Origin of the sequence: Pantoea sp. OXWO6B1 (assembly GCF_001641135.1) — a bacterium.
Taxonomy (GTDB): Bacteria; Pseudomonadota; Gammaproteobacteria; order Enterobacterales; family Enterobacteriaceae; genus Pantoea; species Pantoea allii.
Window position 1 is genome coordinate 436,452 of the sequence record NZ_LWLR01000001.1, and the last position, 14,536, is coordinate 450,987.

At 52.1% G+C, this 14,536-nt stretch carries 12 protein-coding genes; 5 read left to right on the top strand and 7 right to left on the bottom strand.

What is annotated here, in order from left to right; all coding sequences use genetic code 11:
- Positions 1–64: 64 nt before the first annotated feature.
- The 3 genes from A6A26_RS04395 to A6A26_RS04405 all read right to left on the bottom strand — a co-directional run bounded on the left by A6A26_RS04395 (position 65) and on the right by A6A26_RS04405 (position 2,413).
- The gene (locus tag A6A26_RS04395; RefSeq protein ID WP_063877638.1) at positions 65–799 is read right to left on the bottom strand and encodes a Fic/DOC family protein; all 735 of its coding nucleotides are present in this window, start codon (positions 797–799) and stop codon (positions 65–67) included.
- A gap of 1 nt (position 800) precedes the next feature.
- Complete coding sequence (locus A6A26_RS25190) at positions 801–1,454, bottom strand: hypothetical protein (protein WP_082875152.1); 654 nt, start codon at positions 1,452–1,454, stop codon at positions 801–803.
- Between the two features lie 200 nt (positions 1,455–1,654).
- Positions 1,655–2,413 carry an SDR family NAD(P)-dependent oxidoreductase gene (locus A6A26_RS04405; protein WP_063877639.1) on the bottom strand — a complete coding sequence of 253 codons (759 nt, stop codon included), beginning with the start codon at positions 2,411–2,413 and terminating at the stop codon, positions 1,655–1,657.
- A gap of 115 nt (positions 2,414–2,528) precedes the next feature.
- On the opposite strand from A6A26_RS04405, the gene A6A26_RS04410 reads away from it, so the two are divergent.
- The 3 genes from A6A26_RS04410 (at position 2,529) to A6A26_RS04420 (ending at position 6,095) form a co-directional block, all read left to right on the top strand.
- Complete coding sequence (locus A6A26_RS04410) at positions 2,529–3,428, top strand: LysR family transcriptional regulator (RefSeq protein ID WP_063877640.1); 900 nt, start codon at positions 2,529–2,531, stop codon at positions 3,426–3,428.
- A 38-nt stretch (positions 3,429–3,466) separates the two neighbouring features.
- On the top strand, positions 3,467–4,486 hold the full coding sequence (gene yhjD / locus A6A26_RS04415) for an inner membrane protein YhjD (RefSeq protein WP_172823883.1): 1,020 nt from the start codon (positions 3,467–3,469) through the stop codon (positions 4,484–4,486).
- Between the two features lie 277 nt (positions 4,487–4,763).
- The gene (locus A6A26_RS04420; protein WP_063877642.1) at positions 4,764–6,095 is read left to right on the top strand and encodes an MFS transporter; all 1,332 of its coding nucleotides are present in this window, start codon (positions 4,764–4,766) and stop codon (positions 6,093–6,095) included.
- A 61-nt stretch (positions 6,096–6,156) separates the two neighbouring features.
- Here A6A26_RS04420 and A6A26_RS04425 read toward each other — a convergent pair whose 3' ends face one another.
- The gene (locus tag A6A26_RS04425; protein ID WP_371558873.1) at positions 6,157–7,110 is read right to left on the bottom strand and encodes a LysR family transcriptional regulator; all 954 of its coding nucleotides are present in this window, start codon (positions 7,108–7,110) and stop codon (positions 6,157–6,159) included.
- 117 nt (positions 7,111–7,227) lie between these two features.
- Here A6A26_RS04425 and A6A26_RS04430 point away from each other — a divergent pair, with 117 nt between their 5' ends.
- Complete coding sequence (locus tag A6A26_RS04430) at positions 7,228–8,493, top strand: MFS transporter (protein WP_063877643.1); 1,266 nt, start codon at positions 7,228–7,230, stop codon at positions 8,491–8,493.
- A 74-nt stretch (positions 8,494–8,567) separates the two neighbouring features.
- Here A6A26_RS04430 and ilvC read toward each other — a convergent pair whose 3' ends face one another.
- Positions 8,568–10,043 carry a ketol-acid reductoisomerase gene (gene ilvC / locus A6A26_RS04435; protein WP_063877644.1) on the bottom strand — a complete coding sequence of 492 codons (1,476 nt, stop codon included), beginning with the start codon at positions 10,041–10,043 and terminating at the stop codon, positions 8,568–8,570.
- Between the two features lie 161 nt (positions 10,044–10,204).
- Here ilvC and ilvY point away from each other — a divergent pair, with 161 nt between their 5' ends.
- The gene (gene ilvY / locus A6A26_RS04440; RefSeq protein ID WP_063877645.1) at positions 10,205–11,086 is read left to right on the top strand and encodes an HTH-type transcriptional activator IlvY; all 882 of its coding nucleotides are present in this window, start codon (positions 10,205–10,207) and stop codon (positions 11,084–11,086) included.
- Here ilvY and ilvA read toward each other — a convergent pair whose 3' ends face one another.
- Both ilvA and ilvD read right to left on the bottom strand, forming a co-directional pair.
- Positions 11,087–12,634, bottom strand: a complete 1,548-nt coding sequence (gene ilvA, locus A6A26_RS04445) for a threonine ammonia-lyase, biosynthetic (protein WP_063877646.1) — start codon at positions 12,632–12,634, stop codon at positions 11,087–11,089.
- A gap of 1 nt (position 12,635) precedes the next feature.
- Entirely contained in the window at positions 12,636–14,486 is a 1,851-nt protein-coding gene (gene ilvD / locus A6A26_RS04450; protein WP_063877647.1) for a dihydroxy-acid dehydratase, read from the bottom strand.
- Positions 14,487–14,536 lie beyond the last annotated feature (50 nt).

A 14,536-nucleotide genomic window follows, 5' to 3' on the forward strand; every position in this document is an offset into this window, starting at 1 on the left:
AGGGTGGCATTGGGCGGCAGTTGATCGTCGCCCCCTGCTTTGAATAAATTTTATTAAGGCACATTCAGGAGTAAAAATCATTTCTTCTCTGTTTGACGTCCTCATAGACTTTTTGAGCAACATGATCATTTTCTTTATAAGCAATATCCTGGATGTCTATCGTTACACTTCCATCCAGGCCTGGGATGCTTTTCAAGTACTCCAGCAAATCCGAGTGTTCTAATTCGCTTATCAGGGGTTTTAGATAATTGTCTAAGGGGCTATGCTGAGGCTCATTCAGTTCAGAGGTAAGCGCATTCAAATAATCGTTTTTATTTGTCGCATGCCATTTAATAAGGAATCCAGCACGGCGGCACAATTCCGTATGAATTAACAACATCGTACGGCCGTTACCGTCAAGAAAAGGATGACCCCAAGCAAAAATACCCATGACCTTCCCCGGTTGCTGACGAAGTAGCGCAGGCTTATTAGCAATAGATAATCCCCATTCTACCGCTTTTTGGCATAATTCAGATGCTTCAAATTGTACAACCTTGCCCTTGCTTATCAGACGTCCTACGCCGAGTCTTAACCGATCTTTACCTGCCCATGGGTAAAAATCGCCAAAAAGAATATGGTGAACATGCAAAAAATCCTGATAAGTAATCAGTCTTTTTTTTGACTGCAGATAGCGCATTGCATCTTCAATATTTGCTTCAAAAAAAATATGCTCCTGACGTTTAAGAATGTCTATATCTTTAATGCGTTCGACATTACGAAGATAACCTGCCGTTTCGAAGTCACCAAAAGGATCAAACATATTATTCTTCCTTGAGATAATTTGTCAAAAGACGAGCCATCTGTGGCCCCGTTATGTAATTATTCTTTTTCAAACTAACTAGAGTCTTTTCCATAACATCCAGCTTTATATCATCTCCTGCGAGTCTGGTAATAGTTTCAGCAAAACCATCTAATCCACTACTGATAGGTTTAATATGATATTTGACGGCAAGCTTTTCAATAAAATGCTTAACATTGACCGTAGGGAGTAGATCAACATCCACACTTAAAAGCACCTCATCATAAAGCTTTCTAGATCGATCCTGACTCGTTTTCTTATATTTTACAGGTATTCCATCAACCTCTATTTTTCGTGAAACATTATTCAAAACCGGATTAACCAAAAAGAAACGCTCACCACTTTGTTTTTTTATTTGAATGTCACTAACAGGAATACTGAGCTTCTTAAATATGGTATTCAACAACTCAATAAGGCGATTGCTATCATTTTTTTTAAGTGCATTCTTTTTAGCATAAATGCCTTTCCCTGGACGATGTAAAACATCCATTCTCACCAATTCATTCAAGAACTTATTTACTTGTGAATGTCCGCCAAGGGTAGAAAACTCATCACGTAAAAAAACATCATCGGGCGACCTGTCAATTTTTTGAATGATACGATCTCTAATGTTCATACATCCCCCTGATAGCATCACTAGTTTAATATTATATTACGTATTCCTTTTTCACTCAAGATTTAGCTTAAAAGGTAAACAAAGGAATACGTTTGACTTATATTATTAATCAATGGCTTAAAATGAATACAATGGCCTTGATAAAGTGGGTTTATCGATTTTCATACTTCAACCTTATGCTCAGGCATCAAATACTTTTTTCACAGCGCCTGACCGCCCGATGCTTCGATACGCTGCGCGGTGATCCAGCCGGTTTCATCACTGAGAATGGCACAAACGGCATCGCCGATATCGTCAGGCAGACCAACCCGGCCCAGGGCGGTAAAGGCCGCGATGGTGTCATTAACGGCTTTATCATCGCGCACGCGCCCACCGCCAAAATCGGTCTCAATGGCGCCCGGAGCCAGAATATTCACGCGAATGCGTCGCTCGCCCAACTCTTTGGCCTGATAGCGAGTGAGCACTTCCATCGCACCTTTCATCGACGCATAGGTTCCTGAGCCGGGATAAGTCAGGCGCGTTAATCCGCTGGAGATATTCAGAATGCGCCCGCCGTCTGCGATCGCTGGCAACAGTTTCTGGGTCAGGAAGTAAGGCCCCTTGAAATGCACATTCATCAGCGCATCAAATTCAGACTCGGTGGTTTCACTAAAAAGTTTATAGTGACCCTGTCCGGCATTGTTCACTAAATAATCAAACGTCTCACGCTGCCAGTGCTGCTGCAGTGCATTTTTCACCTCAGAAATGAAACGATCAAACTGGCTCAGGTCGCCCACATCCAGCTGTAGCGCCACCGCGCGGCCGCCTGCGCGTTCAATTTCCCTGATCACGTCCTGCGCTTCATGTTGATGAGTGCGGTAAGTAAAAATAATATCCCGGCCTTTAGCTGCCAGTTTTACCGCTGCATTCCGGCCTAAACCGCGATTAGCCCCCGTAATCAAGACGATTTTACGACTCATGTTGGTTTCCTGTTGCAAAATTGAACACAGGTTGAGGATATTCGTTAATAATTGTTCTATAAACGCCTGAGAACGTGCAGCACTGTTCCACTTACAACAACAATCGGCAGGCCATATGGATAAAATTCACGCAATGCAGGTTTTCGTCAGAGTTGCAGAGATGGGCAGTTTTACTGCAGCAGCAGAAAGTCTTGGGCTCCCGAAGGGAAGCGTATCGCGGCAAATTCAGGCGCTGGAAAATCAGATGGGCACGCGCCTGCTTCACCGAACCACCCGGCGGGTGCAGCTGACTCAGGATGGTTTAGTGTATTACGACCGCTGTCTTGATTTGCTGGCGATGATTGGTGATATGGACAGCCTGTTCCAGCACGATCCCGCCACCTTAAGCGGCAAGCTGCGGGTGGATATGTCCACAGCGATGGCGACCGACCTTATCCTGCCCCGCCTGCCGGAATTTCTTCAGCACTATCCCGGCGTAGAAATTGAACTCAGCAGCAACGATCGCCAGGTGGACGTTATCCGCGAAGGGTTTGACTGTGTGATTCGCGTTGGCGAGCTGAAAGATTCGGGGCTTATCGCCCGCCGAATCGGTACACATACCTTGATTAACTGCGCCAGCCCTGGCTACCTTTCGCGTTTTGGCCGGCCGATTCGGCTTGAAGAGCTGTCGCAGCATGCCATGGTGCATTACAGCCAGCAGCTTGGTCAGCCTGCTCAGGGCTTTGAATACTTCGATGGGAAGCAGTGCCACTACGTGCACACCGGCGGTGTCGTCACCGTTAACAGCACCGAAACCTATCGCGCGGCCTGCCTCGCAGGGCTGGGCATTATTCAGGTGCCGACCGTGGGTATTCATAAATATCTGGAAAGCGGTGAGTTGGTGGAGGTGCTTCATGCCTTCCCGGCCAGGCCGATGCCGATTCATTTACTTTATCCCCATCGTCGTAATGTGGCACGGCGCGTTCGGGTATTTATGGAGTGGTTAAGTCAGGTGCTTCAAGAGTATGTCACCTGACAGGCTATAATGTGTTTTTTACGTTTAACAGGAAGTGAATGTCTATGACAGACGAGCAGGATAACGCAAAAGACGCAAAGTCCCCCAAACCCCTGATCGACATCAAAACGGGCAACAAGTCCGTCGATCGTTCCATCGTGCGCGTTTCACGTTTTGCCACCTGGTTTCAGGCGATACCCGCTGTGGCCCATTTTATCCGCGCACTTGAGCGGTTTAACGATCGTCTCGGCAGCCAGTTTGGCGCTGCCATTACCTATTTTTCTTTTTTATCGTTAATCCCGATTTTAATGGTGTCTTTTGCAGCCGTGGGTTTTGTGCTGGCATCGAATCAGGATCTGCTGACCGATATCATCAACAAAATCGTCAGCAGCATCAGCGATCCTGCCCTGGCAACGACGCTGAAAAATACGGTGAATACGGCTATCCAGCAGCGTGCTACCGTCGGTATCACCGGTTTGCTGCTGGCGCTTTATTCGGGACTGAACTGGATGGGCAATTTGCGAGAGGCCATTCGCGCCCAGTCGCGTGATGTCTGGGAGCGACAGCCCGACGATCAAGAAAAGTTCTGGAAACGCTACATTCGCGACTTCTTATCCCTGACCGGCCTGATGCTGGCGCTGGTGATTACCTTGTCACTGACCTCTGTCGCGGGCTCCGCCCAGGCCATGATTGTGAGTGCGTTAGGGCTGGATGGCATTGAGTGGTTACGTCCTGCGCTCACCATTATTGCGACCTCCATTTCTGTCATGGCGAACTATCTGTTGTTCCTGTGGATTTTCTGGATTCTGCCTCGCCATAAACCCCGTAAGAAGGCGCTGCTACGCGGTACCCTGCTGGCGGCAGTGGGTTTTGAAGTGATTAAATTTGTGATGACGCTGACCTTGCCAAAACTGGCCAGCTCGCCGTCGGGCGCTGCGTTTGGATCGGTGCTGGGGTTAATGGCTTTCTTTTATTTCTTTGCGCGCCTGACGCTGTTTTGCGCTGCGTGGATCGCCACCGCGAAGTACAAAGACGATCCGCGCATGTCGGAAAAAGGTTCTCTGACCACCAGCAAATAAAATCACGGCGCTAAACCAGCGAAAAACACCGCCCTCCGGTTATTTATTCGTCAATTTACAGGATGAATAACTGGGGGGTCACTTTTCTTCAGCGCTTTCTCAGAGTATCTCGCCATTTTTGCGCCACTTCACGCTGCCATTCCCCAACATTTAACACATGACAAAAATTTTCCACTTTTGACGGCGCAACACCACTGACCACGCGGTTTTCAGCCATTGAATGCCGTTATACAGGTGCGTAAGATTCCCTATCTGTCATTAAAAATAAGAAACATTTATGCAAGCCTCTGTCTCTGAACCGCTTGATCAGCAAAACGATCCCACGCCAGTCAACTCACGAAGTAAAGTGGTGGTCGCCTCGCTGGTCGGCACCGCTATCGAATTCTTCGATTTCTATATTTATGCCACGGCTGCCGTGATCGTTTTTCCTCATATCTTCTTTCCTCAGGGTGATGCCACCGTTGCCACACTCCAGTCGCTGGCCACCTTTGCTATCGCGTTCATCGCACGCCCAATCGGCTCTGCCCTGTTTGGTCACTTTGGCGATCGCGTAGGCCGCAAAGCTACGTTAGTTGCCTCACTGCTGACCATGGGCATCTCTACCGTGGTCATCGGTTTGTTGCCCAGCTACCAGAGCATTGGCGTACTGGCACCGCTGCTGTTGGCGCTGGCGCGCTTTGGTCAGGGTTTAGGTCTGGGCGGTGAATGGGGCGGTGCAGCCCTGCTGGCCACCGAGAATGCCCCCGCCAAAAAGCGTGCGCTATATGGCTCCTTCCCGCAGCTCGGTGCGCCCATCGGCTTCTTCTTTGCCAATGGCACCTTTCTGTTGCTCTCATGGCTGCTGACCGACGAGCAGTTTATGCAGTGGGGCTGGCGCGTGCCGTTTGTCCTGTCTGCCGTGCTGGTGTTGATTGGTCTGTATGTGCGCGTATCGCTGCATGAAAGCCCGGTGTTTGCCAAAGTGCAGAAAGAGAAGAAGCAGGTGCGTGTCCCGATTGCTTCGCTCCTGAGTAAACATCTGACGGCAACGATACTTGGCACCTTCATCATGCTTGCCACCTATACGCTGTTTTACATCATGACCGTGTACTCCATGAGTTACGGTACCGCCGCCGCGCCTGCCGGCCTGGGGATCTCACGTAACAGTATGCTGTGGATGCTGATGATGGCGGTCATTGGGTTTGGCGTGATGGTGCCGATTGCGGGCTTGCTGGCCGATCGCTTTGGTCGTCGTAAGACCATGATCGTCATTACGCTGATGATTATTGGCTTTTCGTTTCTGTTCCCGGTGATGTTGGGATCGGGCTCACAGGCGCTGGTGATGGCTTTCCTGCTGCTGGGCTTGAGCATTATGGGACTGACCTTTGGCCCGATGGGGGCGCTGCTGCCTGAGCTGTTCCCGACAGAAGTGCGTTATACCGGTGCATCCTTCTCTTATAACCTGTCGTCGATTCTGGGCGCCTCGGTTGCGCCTTATATCGCCACCTGGCTGAATGCGCATTACGGCTTGTATGCCGTCGGTTTGTATCTGGCCTCGATGGCGTTTCTGACGCTGCTGGCGCTGATTGCCTGCAAAGAAACGCGGCATCAAACGCTGTATGAAGTGTAAATTCCGCCAGCATTGATTAAACCCGGCGCAGGCCGGGTTTTTTTATGGGTTTCAGGTCACGCTATTTCGCTTTCAGCCAGGCCACAAAATCGTCGATAAACACACGGGTTTTTAGCGGCAGCAGACGGTTAGGTAAGGTGATGGCGTAGGTGGTCATTGAGAGCGTATTTTCAATCCGCCAGTCCGGTAACACGCGACGTAACTGCCCATTGAGCAAATAGCCATTCGCGATAAAGGTGGGGATTAACGCAATGCCCACGCCCTGCAATATCGCATCGATCATGGCATCGCTGTTGTTTATCATCAGCCGGGGCGTAAGCATGACGCTCTCCAGCGTGTCGTTTAACCAGAAACGCCATTCCCCGCGAAACTGTGCGTCGTCTGGGAAGAAAATATTATGCTGTTTGAGCTCGCCCGGCATATCCGGCAGTTTCTGATCATAGTGCTCGGCACACACTAAAACATAATCAACAGGCATTAATGCACGCGCCACCATATTAACAGGTGGTGTGTCCGTTACGCGCAGTGCCAGGTCGTACGACTCGTGTGTCAGGTTAACCAGATGGTCAGTCAGATTTAATTCAATATTGATTTCAGCATAGCGCCGCAGAAAGCCGGGCAGAAAAGGAGTCAGTAAAATTTTCCCAAGCGTTGTGGGCGCGGTAATACGCAGCAATCCTTTAGGCGCGTCACTGTAACTGTCTGCCTGGGAAAACAGGGATTTAGTTGCGGCGATAACTGATAAAGCCTGGTGATATATTTCTTGTCCCGCCTCGGTCACAGCGAGCGCGCGCGTCGAGCGGGTAAAGAGTAAGACATTTAACCTTTTTTCCAGCCTGTCTATCATACGGCTCACTGAAGATGGCGTCATGGACAGCGCTCTTGCAGCCGAAGAAAAACTCCCCCTGTCGACTACCTGAACAAAGACCACCAGCCCCGGGAGAACGTCTGTTAATTCATTTATGTTCTTCACGCACAACTCTTTTGCGCCTGTTACGTCTAGCCAGGCTAGCACTGTAAAGTATGATATTCAATTATTCGATGCCATTACGGCGGCTTCGCCTCTGCGCGACAAAACCGTAGTGATATAAGCAAGTAAGAGCGTGTGCTTCTGGTTCAATGGTATGCGCGAATGCGATTAGGGAGTGCGACAGCGGTGGACAAGTCTGATTTTAGTTTAAAGCGTTTTATATTTTCTCGCTTCACCGGTGCGTTGTGCGATCAGTTTTTATTGTTTGCTGTGCCTTTGGCGATTTTGAAAACCACCGGTTCGCTAACGCTTTCTTCTCTGGCGTTTGTGGTCGAGTGGATTCCCCGCGTCCTGTTTTTCCCTCTCTCAGGTTTTCTGGCCGATCGACTGAAACCGCGCTTTATCTTTTTTAACGTCGATATTGCCCGTATGGCATTGATGATTTTGGCTTTTATGCTTTTAGCGGTTTTTCCAGACTCTACCTTTGCCATCCTGGCCGGTATGATGAGCTTACTGTCTGTCGCTTATGTATTAAGCTTTGTCGCCGCAGATGCGCTGCTGCCGCGGCATGTGTCAGCCGAGGCGCTACCCAAAGCCCATTCCCTGTTACAGGGGATCGATCAGGTTACGATGGTACTTGGTCCGGCGCTGGCGGTCGCTATCTCGGCCTGGGGCGGTATTCGCGGTATTCTTAGTATTGCCGCCGCGCTGTTTTTCCTGTCAGCCATCAACGTTCTTTTTTTGAAAACTCGTGATCCCCACGTAACCGATAAACTGCGGTTACGCACCTTACTGCAATCGAACCGCACAGCGTTAAGGGTGCTCAGAGAAAATAAAATCCTGCTGCATTTGTGTGCCCTGACCTGGGTTGTCAATCTGGTTTACGGTTCGGCACTGGTAGTCAGTGCTGCTGTCATCCTTAAAGAATTTCATCTTGCCGACCATTACTTTGGCGCGCTTCAAACCGCCGCCGCGGGGGTGAGTATCGTGATGTTTTTCTTTATTCCACGCTTTTCACACCGTTTTGGTTTATCCGCACTCGGCACCTTTTCGTTTTGTGCGATGATCCTTTCGGGTGCCGTTATGTCACAGTCGATGGATTACGCTATGTATCTGATTGGTTATGCGTTATTGATGGCGTTCGATGGGGCATTCAGCGTTTATCTGCGTACGTTACGCAGCCAGATTATTCCCGAGGCGCATTTGGGGAAAACGCTGGGACTGATCGGCCTCATGAATCTGTGTTCCATACCCGCCAGTGGGGCGTTGGTATCACTGCTGTCCCCACATTTTATGCCGCTGGACATTATCAGCATCATTCTGCTGTTAGCGTTATGCACAGGCGTGATGTTAATTATCGCTGGGCGACAGTGCTTCGGTTACAAAAGCCTGCTGCCGCCTGTGATTGCGGCAGGATCTTCCTGCTAAATGAAAAAGGGCGCAGCCAGATGGCTGCGCCCTTTTCACGTCTAACGTTTTGCTGAAAACGGTGTCGCTCTGATTTAGCCCGCAACCGCGATACGTTTCATATCGGTCATGTAGCCACGCAGTTTGCGGCCAACCTGCTCGATAGGATGCTGACGCACGGCTTCGTTAACATCGCGCAACTGGGCGTTATCAACCTGAGTGCCTTCAATCGCTTTGCCCAGATCGCCTGGCTGCAGCGTGGTCATGAACTCTTTCAGCAATGGCACCGCCGCGAAGGAGAACAGGTAGTTGCCGTATTCAGCGGTGTCTGAGATTACCACGTTCATTTCGTACAGACGCTTACGCGCAATAGTGTTCGCAATCAGCGGCAGCTCGTGCAGTGATTCGTAGTACGCGGACTCTTCGATGATGCCTGCATCAACCATGGTTTCAAACGCCAGCTCAACGCCCGCTTTTACCATCGCGACCATAACAACACCTTTGTCATAGTACTCCTGCTCTTCGATTTTGCCGTCGAACTGTGGTGCGGTTTCAAACGCGGTTTTGCCGGTCTCTTCGCGCCAGGTCAGCAGTTTCTTATCGTCGTTAGCCCAGTCAGCCATCATGCCGGAAGAGAACTCGCCAGAAATGATGTCATCCATATGTTTCTGGAACAGCGGTGCCATGATGGTTTTCAGCTGTTCAGACAGCGCGTAAGCACGCAGTTTTGCCGGGTTAGACAGACGATCCATCATCAGTGTGATACCACCAAACTTCAGGGATTCGGTGATGGTTTCCCAGCCAAACTGAATCAGTTTTTCGGTGTACGCCGCATCGTGCCCTTCTGCCACCAGCTTGTCGAAGCACAGCAGAGAACCGGCCTGCAGCATGCCACACAGGATGGTCTGCTCGCCCATCAGGTCAGATTTAACTTCGGCAACAAAGGACGACTCCAGCACGCCAGCACGATCGCCGCCAGTTGCAGAAGCCCAGGCTTTAGCGATGGCCATGCCCTCGCCTTTAGGATCGTTTTCCGGGTGAACCGCGATCAGCGTAGGGACACCAAAACCGCGTTTGTATTCTTCACGTACTTCGGTGCCCGGACACTTCGGTGCAACCATCACGACGGTGATGTCTTTACGAATCGTTTCGCCCACTTCCACGATGTTGAAACCGTGTGAATAGCCCAGTGCTGCGCCATCTTTCATCAGCGGCTGAACAGCCTGCACGACCGCAGAGTGCTGTTTGTCCGGCGTCAGGTTAACCACCAGATCGGCCTGTGGAATCAGTTCTTCGTAAGTACCAACTTTAAAACCATTTTCTGTTGCTTTACGGAATGAGGCACGTTTTTCAGCAATGGCTTCTGCACGCAGCGTATAGGACACATCCAGACCCGAATCGCGCATGTTCAGGCCCTGGTTCAGACCCTGAGCACCGCAGCCAACGATGACAATCTTCTTGCCTTTCAGGAAGCTGGCACCGTCCGCGAATTCGTCACGTCCCATAAAACGACACTTGCCCAGTTGCGCCAACTGGTTGCGCAGATTCAATGTGTTGAAGTAATTAGCCATGCGAACTCCGGTTAAATGTTGTGTTTGCTTTTGTTTGATGACGGCATCAGGTTCAGCGCCGCGAATGACCCCATCATATGACAGGATTTCTGTTGCTTAAATTGATATATTAACAACGTTACATTGCAATAATTGCAATGTCGTCCTGAGGTGAGACTCACATGGATCTACGCGATCTCAAATTGTTTCTTCATTTGGCAGAAAGCTGCCATTTTGGCCGCACCGCACGCGCTATGCATGTCAGTCCTTCCACGCTGTCGCGTCAGATCCAACGGCTGGAAGAAGATGTCGGTCACGCCTTGTTTCTGCGCGATAACCGCACTGTGGCGCTCACCGAAGCGGGCGAAAGACTCAAACTGTTTGCACAACAAACCTTACTGCAGTATCAGCAATTGCGCCATGCCATGGATCTCAACGGCCCCTCACTCAGTGGTGAACTACGGCTGTTTTGCTCGGTGACTGCCGCATACAGCCATCTTCCGCCTATTCTGGACCGTTTTCGCGCCGAACATCCGCAGGTTGAAATCAAACTGACCACCGGGGATGCGGCGGATGCGATTGAAACGGTGCAGTCCGGCAATGCGGATCTGGCTATCGCCGGCCGCCCTGAATCGCTGCCTGCCAGCATAGACTTCACCACGCTGGGGCTGCTTCCGCTGGGCCTGATTGCGCCTGCACTGCCGTGCCCGGTGCGCACTCAGGCAACAGAAGCCGCACCTGACTGGTCACAGATTCCGTTTATTCTGCCCGAGCAGGGGCCCGTTCGTCGGGCTATTGATCTGTGGTTCCGTCGTCACCGCATCGTCAACCCGTTGATTTACGCTACGGTAGCGGGCCATGAAGCGATCGTTTCGATGGTGGCGCTCGGCTGTGGCATTGCCTTGCTGCCGGATGTGGTGCTGGAGAACAGCCCTGAGCCAGTACGAAACCGGGTGCTGCCCCTGGAAAATGTGGAGTCGGTCGCGCCGCTGGAGCTGGGCGTTTGTGTACAAAAAAAGCGGCTCGGTGAGCCGCTGATTAATGCATTCTGGCATCTGCTGTAATTACTGACCCGCCAGAAAAAAACGGAAAGCCGGGTTATGGGTTTCGTCATGGAAATCATAACCCAGGTCGGTAAGGTGCTCTTCAAAACGCGGCTCATCGTTACCCAGCTCAAATGCCGTTAGCACCCGGCCATAATCGGTGCCGTGGCTACGGTAATGAAACAACGAGATATTCCAGTGCGTACCCAGCGTTTGCAGAAATTTGAGTAACGCGCCGGGCGCTTCCGGGAATTCAAAGCTGAACAAACGCTCACGCAGCGGCTTGGAAGGACGCCCACCGACCATGTAACGCACATGCAGCTTTGCCATTTCATCATCAGAGAGATCAACCACCTGATAACCGTTTTCCGTTAACTGGCTGATGATCTCAGCGCGTTCTTCCATCCCACGAGTCAGGCGCACGCCAACGAAAATGCAGGCCTTATCGGTATCGGCATAGCGGTAGTTGAACTCAGTAATAGAGCGACCGCCCAGCGTCTGACAGAACTTGAGGAAGCTGCCCTGTTGTTCCGGGATGGTGACGGCCAGAAGCGCTTCGCGCTGTTCTCCCAGTTCGCAGCGTTCAGATACGTAGCGCAAGCCGTGGAAGTTGACGTTAGCACCTGACAAGACGTGCGCCAGACGCTCGCCTTTGATGTCATGCTGCTGAACGTATTTCTTCATGCCCGCCAGCGCCAGCGCGCCTGAAGGCTCTGCCACGGCCCGCACATCTTCAAACAGGTCTTTCATTGCCGCGCAGATAGCATCGCTGTCCACGGTGACGATATCGTCAAGGTATTCCTGGCACAGACGGAAGGTTTCATCACCGATGCGTTTTACCGCCACGCCTTCGGCAAATAATCCCACGCGCGGTAAGTCTACCGGCTCACCGGCATCCAGCGCCGCCTTCAGGCAGGCTGAATCTTCGGACTCTACGGCAATCACTTTAATTTGCGGCATCAGCTGCTTGATGAGGACCGCCACGCCGGCCGCCAGACCGCCACCGCCCACCGGGACAAAGACCCGATCAAGATGGGCGTCCTGCTGCAGCAGCTCCATTGCCAGCGTGCCCTGCCCGGCGATAACCGCCGGATGGTCAAAGGGTGGCACAAAGGTGTAACCCTGTTGCGACGCTAACTCGATGGCTTTGGCTTTGGCTTCGTCAAAGTTTGCACCAAACAGGAAGGCTTCTCCACCAAATGCGCGTACGGCATCCACCTTAATGTCGGCGGTAGCCAGCGGCATCACGATCAGTGACTTAATCCCTAGCTTCGTGGCAGATAACGCCACGCCCTGAGCATGGTTACCGGCAGACGCGGTGACGACACCGCGGGCTTTCTGCTCTTCATTAAGTCCGGCGATCATCGCGTAAGCACCGCGCACTTTAAAACTGTGCACCGGCTGGCGATCTTCTCGCTTTACCAGAATGGTGTTGCCCAGGCGCGCAGAGATTTTTTCCATCTTCTGCAGCGGCGTAACCAGAGCCACTTCGTAGACCGGTGAACGCAATACAGCGCGCAAATACTCGGCGCCGCAGGGCGCCTCGGGTAGCGGTTGAGCCTCAGCCATTTTAGCCTCCCAGCTTACTCTTATCGCGCACTGCACCTTTGTCGGCACTGGTGGCGAGCGATGCATAGGCACGCAGTGCAAACGACACTTCACGCTGACGATTCACCGGCGTGTAAGCGTCGTCGCCACGAGCCTGCTGTTCTTCACGGCGCGCGTGCAATTCATTATCCGGCACGGCCAATTTGATACCGCGGTTCGGGATATCGATTTCAATCGTATCGCCATCTTTGACCAGAGCGATGGTGCCGCCGTTCGCGGCCTCCGGTGAGGCGTGGCCAATTGACAGGCCGGACGTACCGCCTGAGAAGCGACCGTCGGTGATCAGCGCACAGCTTTTACCCAGCCCCATTGATTTCAGGTAGGTCGTGGGATACAACATTTCCTGCATGCCCGGTCCGCCTTTAGGCCCTTCGTAGCGAATCACCACAACGTCACCCGCAACCACTTTGCCGCCGAGAATAGCTTCGACTGCATCATCCTGGCTCTCATACACTTTGGCCGGGCCGCTGAAGGTCAGAATCTCTTTGTCTACGCCCGCCGTTTTCACGATACAGCCATCTTCGGCGATGTTGCCGTACAGCACAGCCAGACCGCCGTCCTGCGAGTACGCGTTTTCGCGCGTACGGATACAGCCTTCAGCACGGTCATCATCCAGCGTGTCCCAACGGCAATTCTGTGAGAACGCCTGTGTGGTGCGAATACCGGCCGGGCCCGCGCGGAACATGTCCTTCACTGCCTGATCCTGGGTCAGCATGATGTCGTACTGATCGATCGTTTCACGCATGCTTTGCTGCAGGATGTTGCGTGCGCTGGTGTCGATAAGTCCGGCACGATCCAACTCGCCGAGAATACCGATCACGCCACCGGCACGGTGCACATCTTCCATGTGATATTTCGGGGTACTGGGTGCGACTTTGCACAGCTGAGGCACTTTGCGCGACAGGCGATCGATATCAGAGATATTGAAGTCGATCTCGCCTTCCTGCGCGGCAGCCAGCAAGTGCAACACGGTGTTGGTGGAGCCGCCCATGGCGATATCCAGCGTCATGGCATTTTCAAACGCGGCCTTGTTAGCGATGTTACGCGGCAGCATGTTGGCATCGTCCTGCTCGTAATAACGTTTAGTCAGGCTAACGATACGCTTACCGGCGTTGATAAACAGCGTTTTACGGTCGGCGTGGGTGGCCAGCAGAGAACCGTTACCCGGTTGAGACAGGCCCAGCGCTTCAGTCAGGCAGTTCATGGAGTTCGCAGTGAACATGCCCGAACAGGAACCGCAGGTCGGACAGGCGGAACGTTCGATCTGCTCGCTGTCGGCATCGCTGACGTTCGGGTTGGCGCCCTGAATCATCGCATCAACCAGATCTAACTTGATGATCTGATCGGACAGCTTGGTCTTACCGGCTTCCATCGGGCCACCGGACACAAAGATAACCGGAATGTTCAGGCGCAGTGACGCCATCAACATGCCTGGGGTGATTTTGTCGCAGTTTGAGATGCAGACCATGGCATCGGCACAGTGTGCATTCACCATGTACTCGACGGAGTCAGCAATCAGTTCCCGGGAAGGCAGAGAATACAGCATGCCGCCATGGCCCATGGCAATACCGTCATCCACCGCGATCGTATTGAACTCTTTGGCCACGCCACCAGCCGCTTCGATTTGCTCGGCAACCAGCTTACCCAGATCACGCAGGTGAACGTGGCCCGGTACAAACTGGGTGAAGGAGTTCACGACGGCGATAATCGGTTTGCCGAAATCATCGTCGGTCATTCCTGTTGCGCGCCAGAGGGCACGGGCACCGGCCATGTTGCGGCCGTGGGTGGTGGTAGCGGAACGGTACTTAGGCATGCTCTTTACTCCAGTGAAAATAAGTTCGCGGACATCCAGCGACATCCGCG

Coding starts and splice junctions, on each gene's coding strand:
- A6A26_RS04395 (WP_063877638.1), bottom strand. CDS start 799: ATGTTTGATCCTTTTGGTGACTTCGAAACGGCAGGTTATCTTCGTAAT.
- A6A26_RS25190 (WP_082875152.1), bottom strand. CDS start 1,454: ATGAACATTAGAGATCGTATCATTCAAAAAATTGACAGGTCGCCCGAT.
- A6A26_RS04405 (WP_063877639.1), bottom strand. CDS start 2,413: ATGAGTCGTAAAATCGTCTTGATTACGGGGGCTAATCGCGGTTTAGGC.
- A6A26_RS04410 (WP_063877640.1), top strand. CDS start 2,529: ATGGATAAAATTCACGCAATGCAGGTTTTCGTCAGAGTTGCAGAGATG.
- yhjD (WP_172823883.1), top strand. CDS start 3,467: ATGTCTATGACAGACGAGCAGGATAACGCAAAAGACGCAAAGTCCCCC.
- A6A26_RS04420 (WP_063877642.1), top strand. CDS start 4,764: ATGCAAGCCTCTGTCTCTGAACCGCTTGATCAGCAAAACGATCCCACG.
- A6A26_RS04430 (WP_063877643.1), top strand. CDS start 7,228: ATGCGATTAGGGAGTGCGACAGCGGTGGACAAGTCTGATTTTAGTTTA.
- ilvC (WP_063877644.1), bottom strand. CDS start 10,043: ATGGCTAATTACTTCAACACATTGAATCTGCGCAACCAGTTGGCGCAA.
- ilvY (WP_063877645.1), top strand. CDS start 10,205: ATGGATCTACGCGATCTCAAATTGTTTCTTCATTTGGCAGAAAGCTGC.
- ilvA (WP_063877646.1), bottom strand. CDS start 12,634: ATGGCTGAGGCTCAACCGCTACCCGAGGCGCCCTGCGGCGCCGAGTAT.
- ilvD (WP_063877647.1), bottom strand. CDS start 14,486: ATGCCTAAGTACCGTTCCGCTACCACCACCCACGGCCGCAACATGGCC.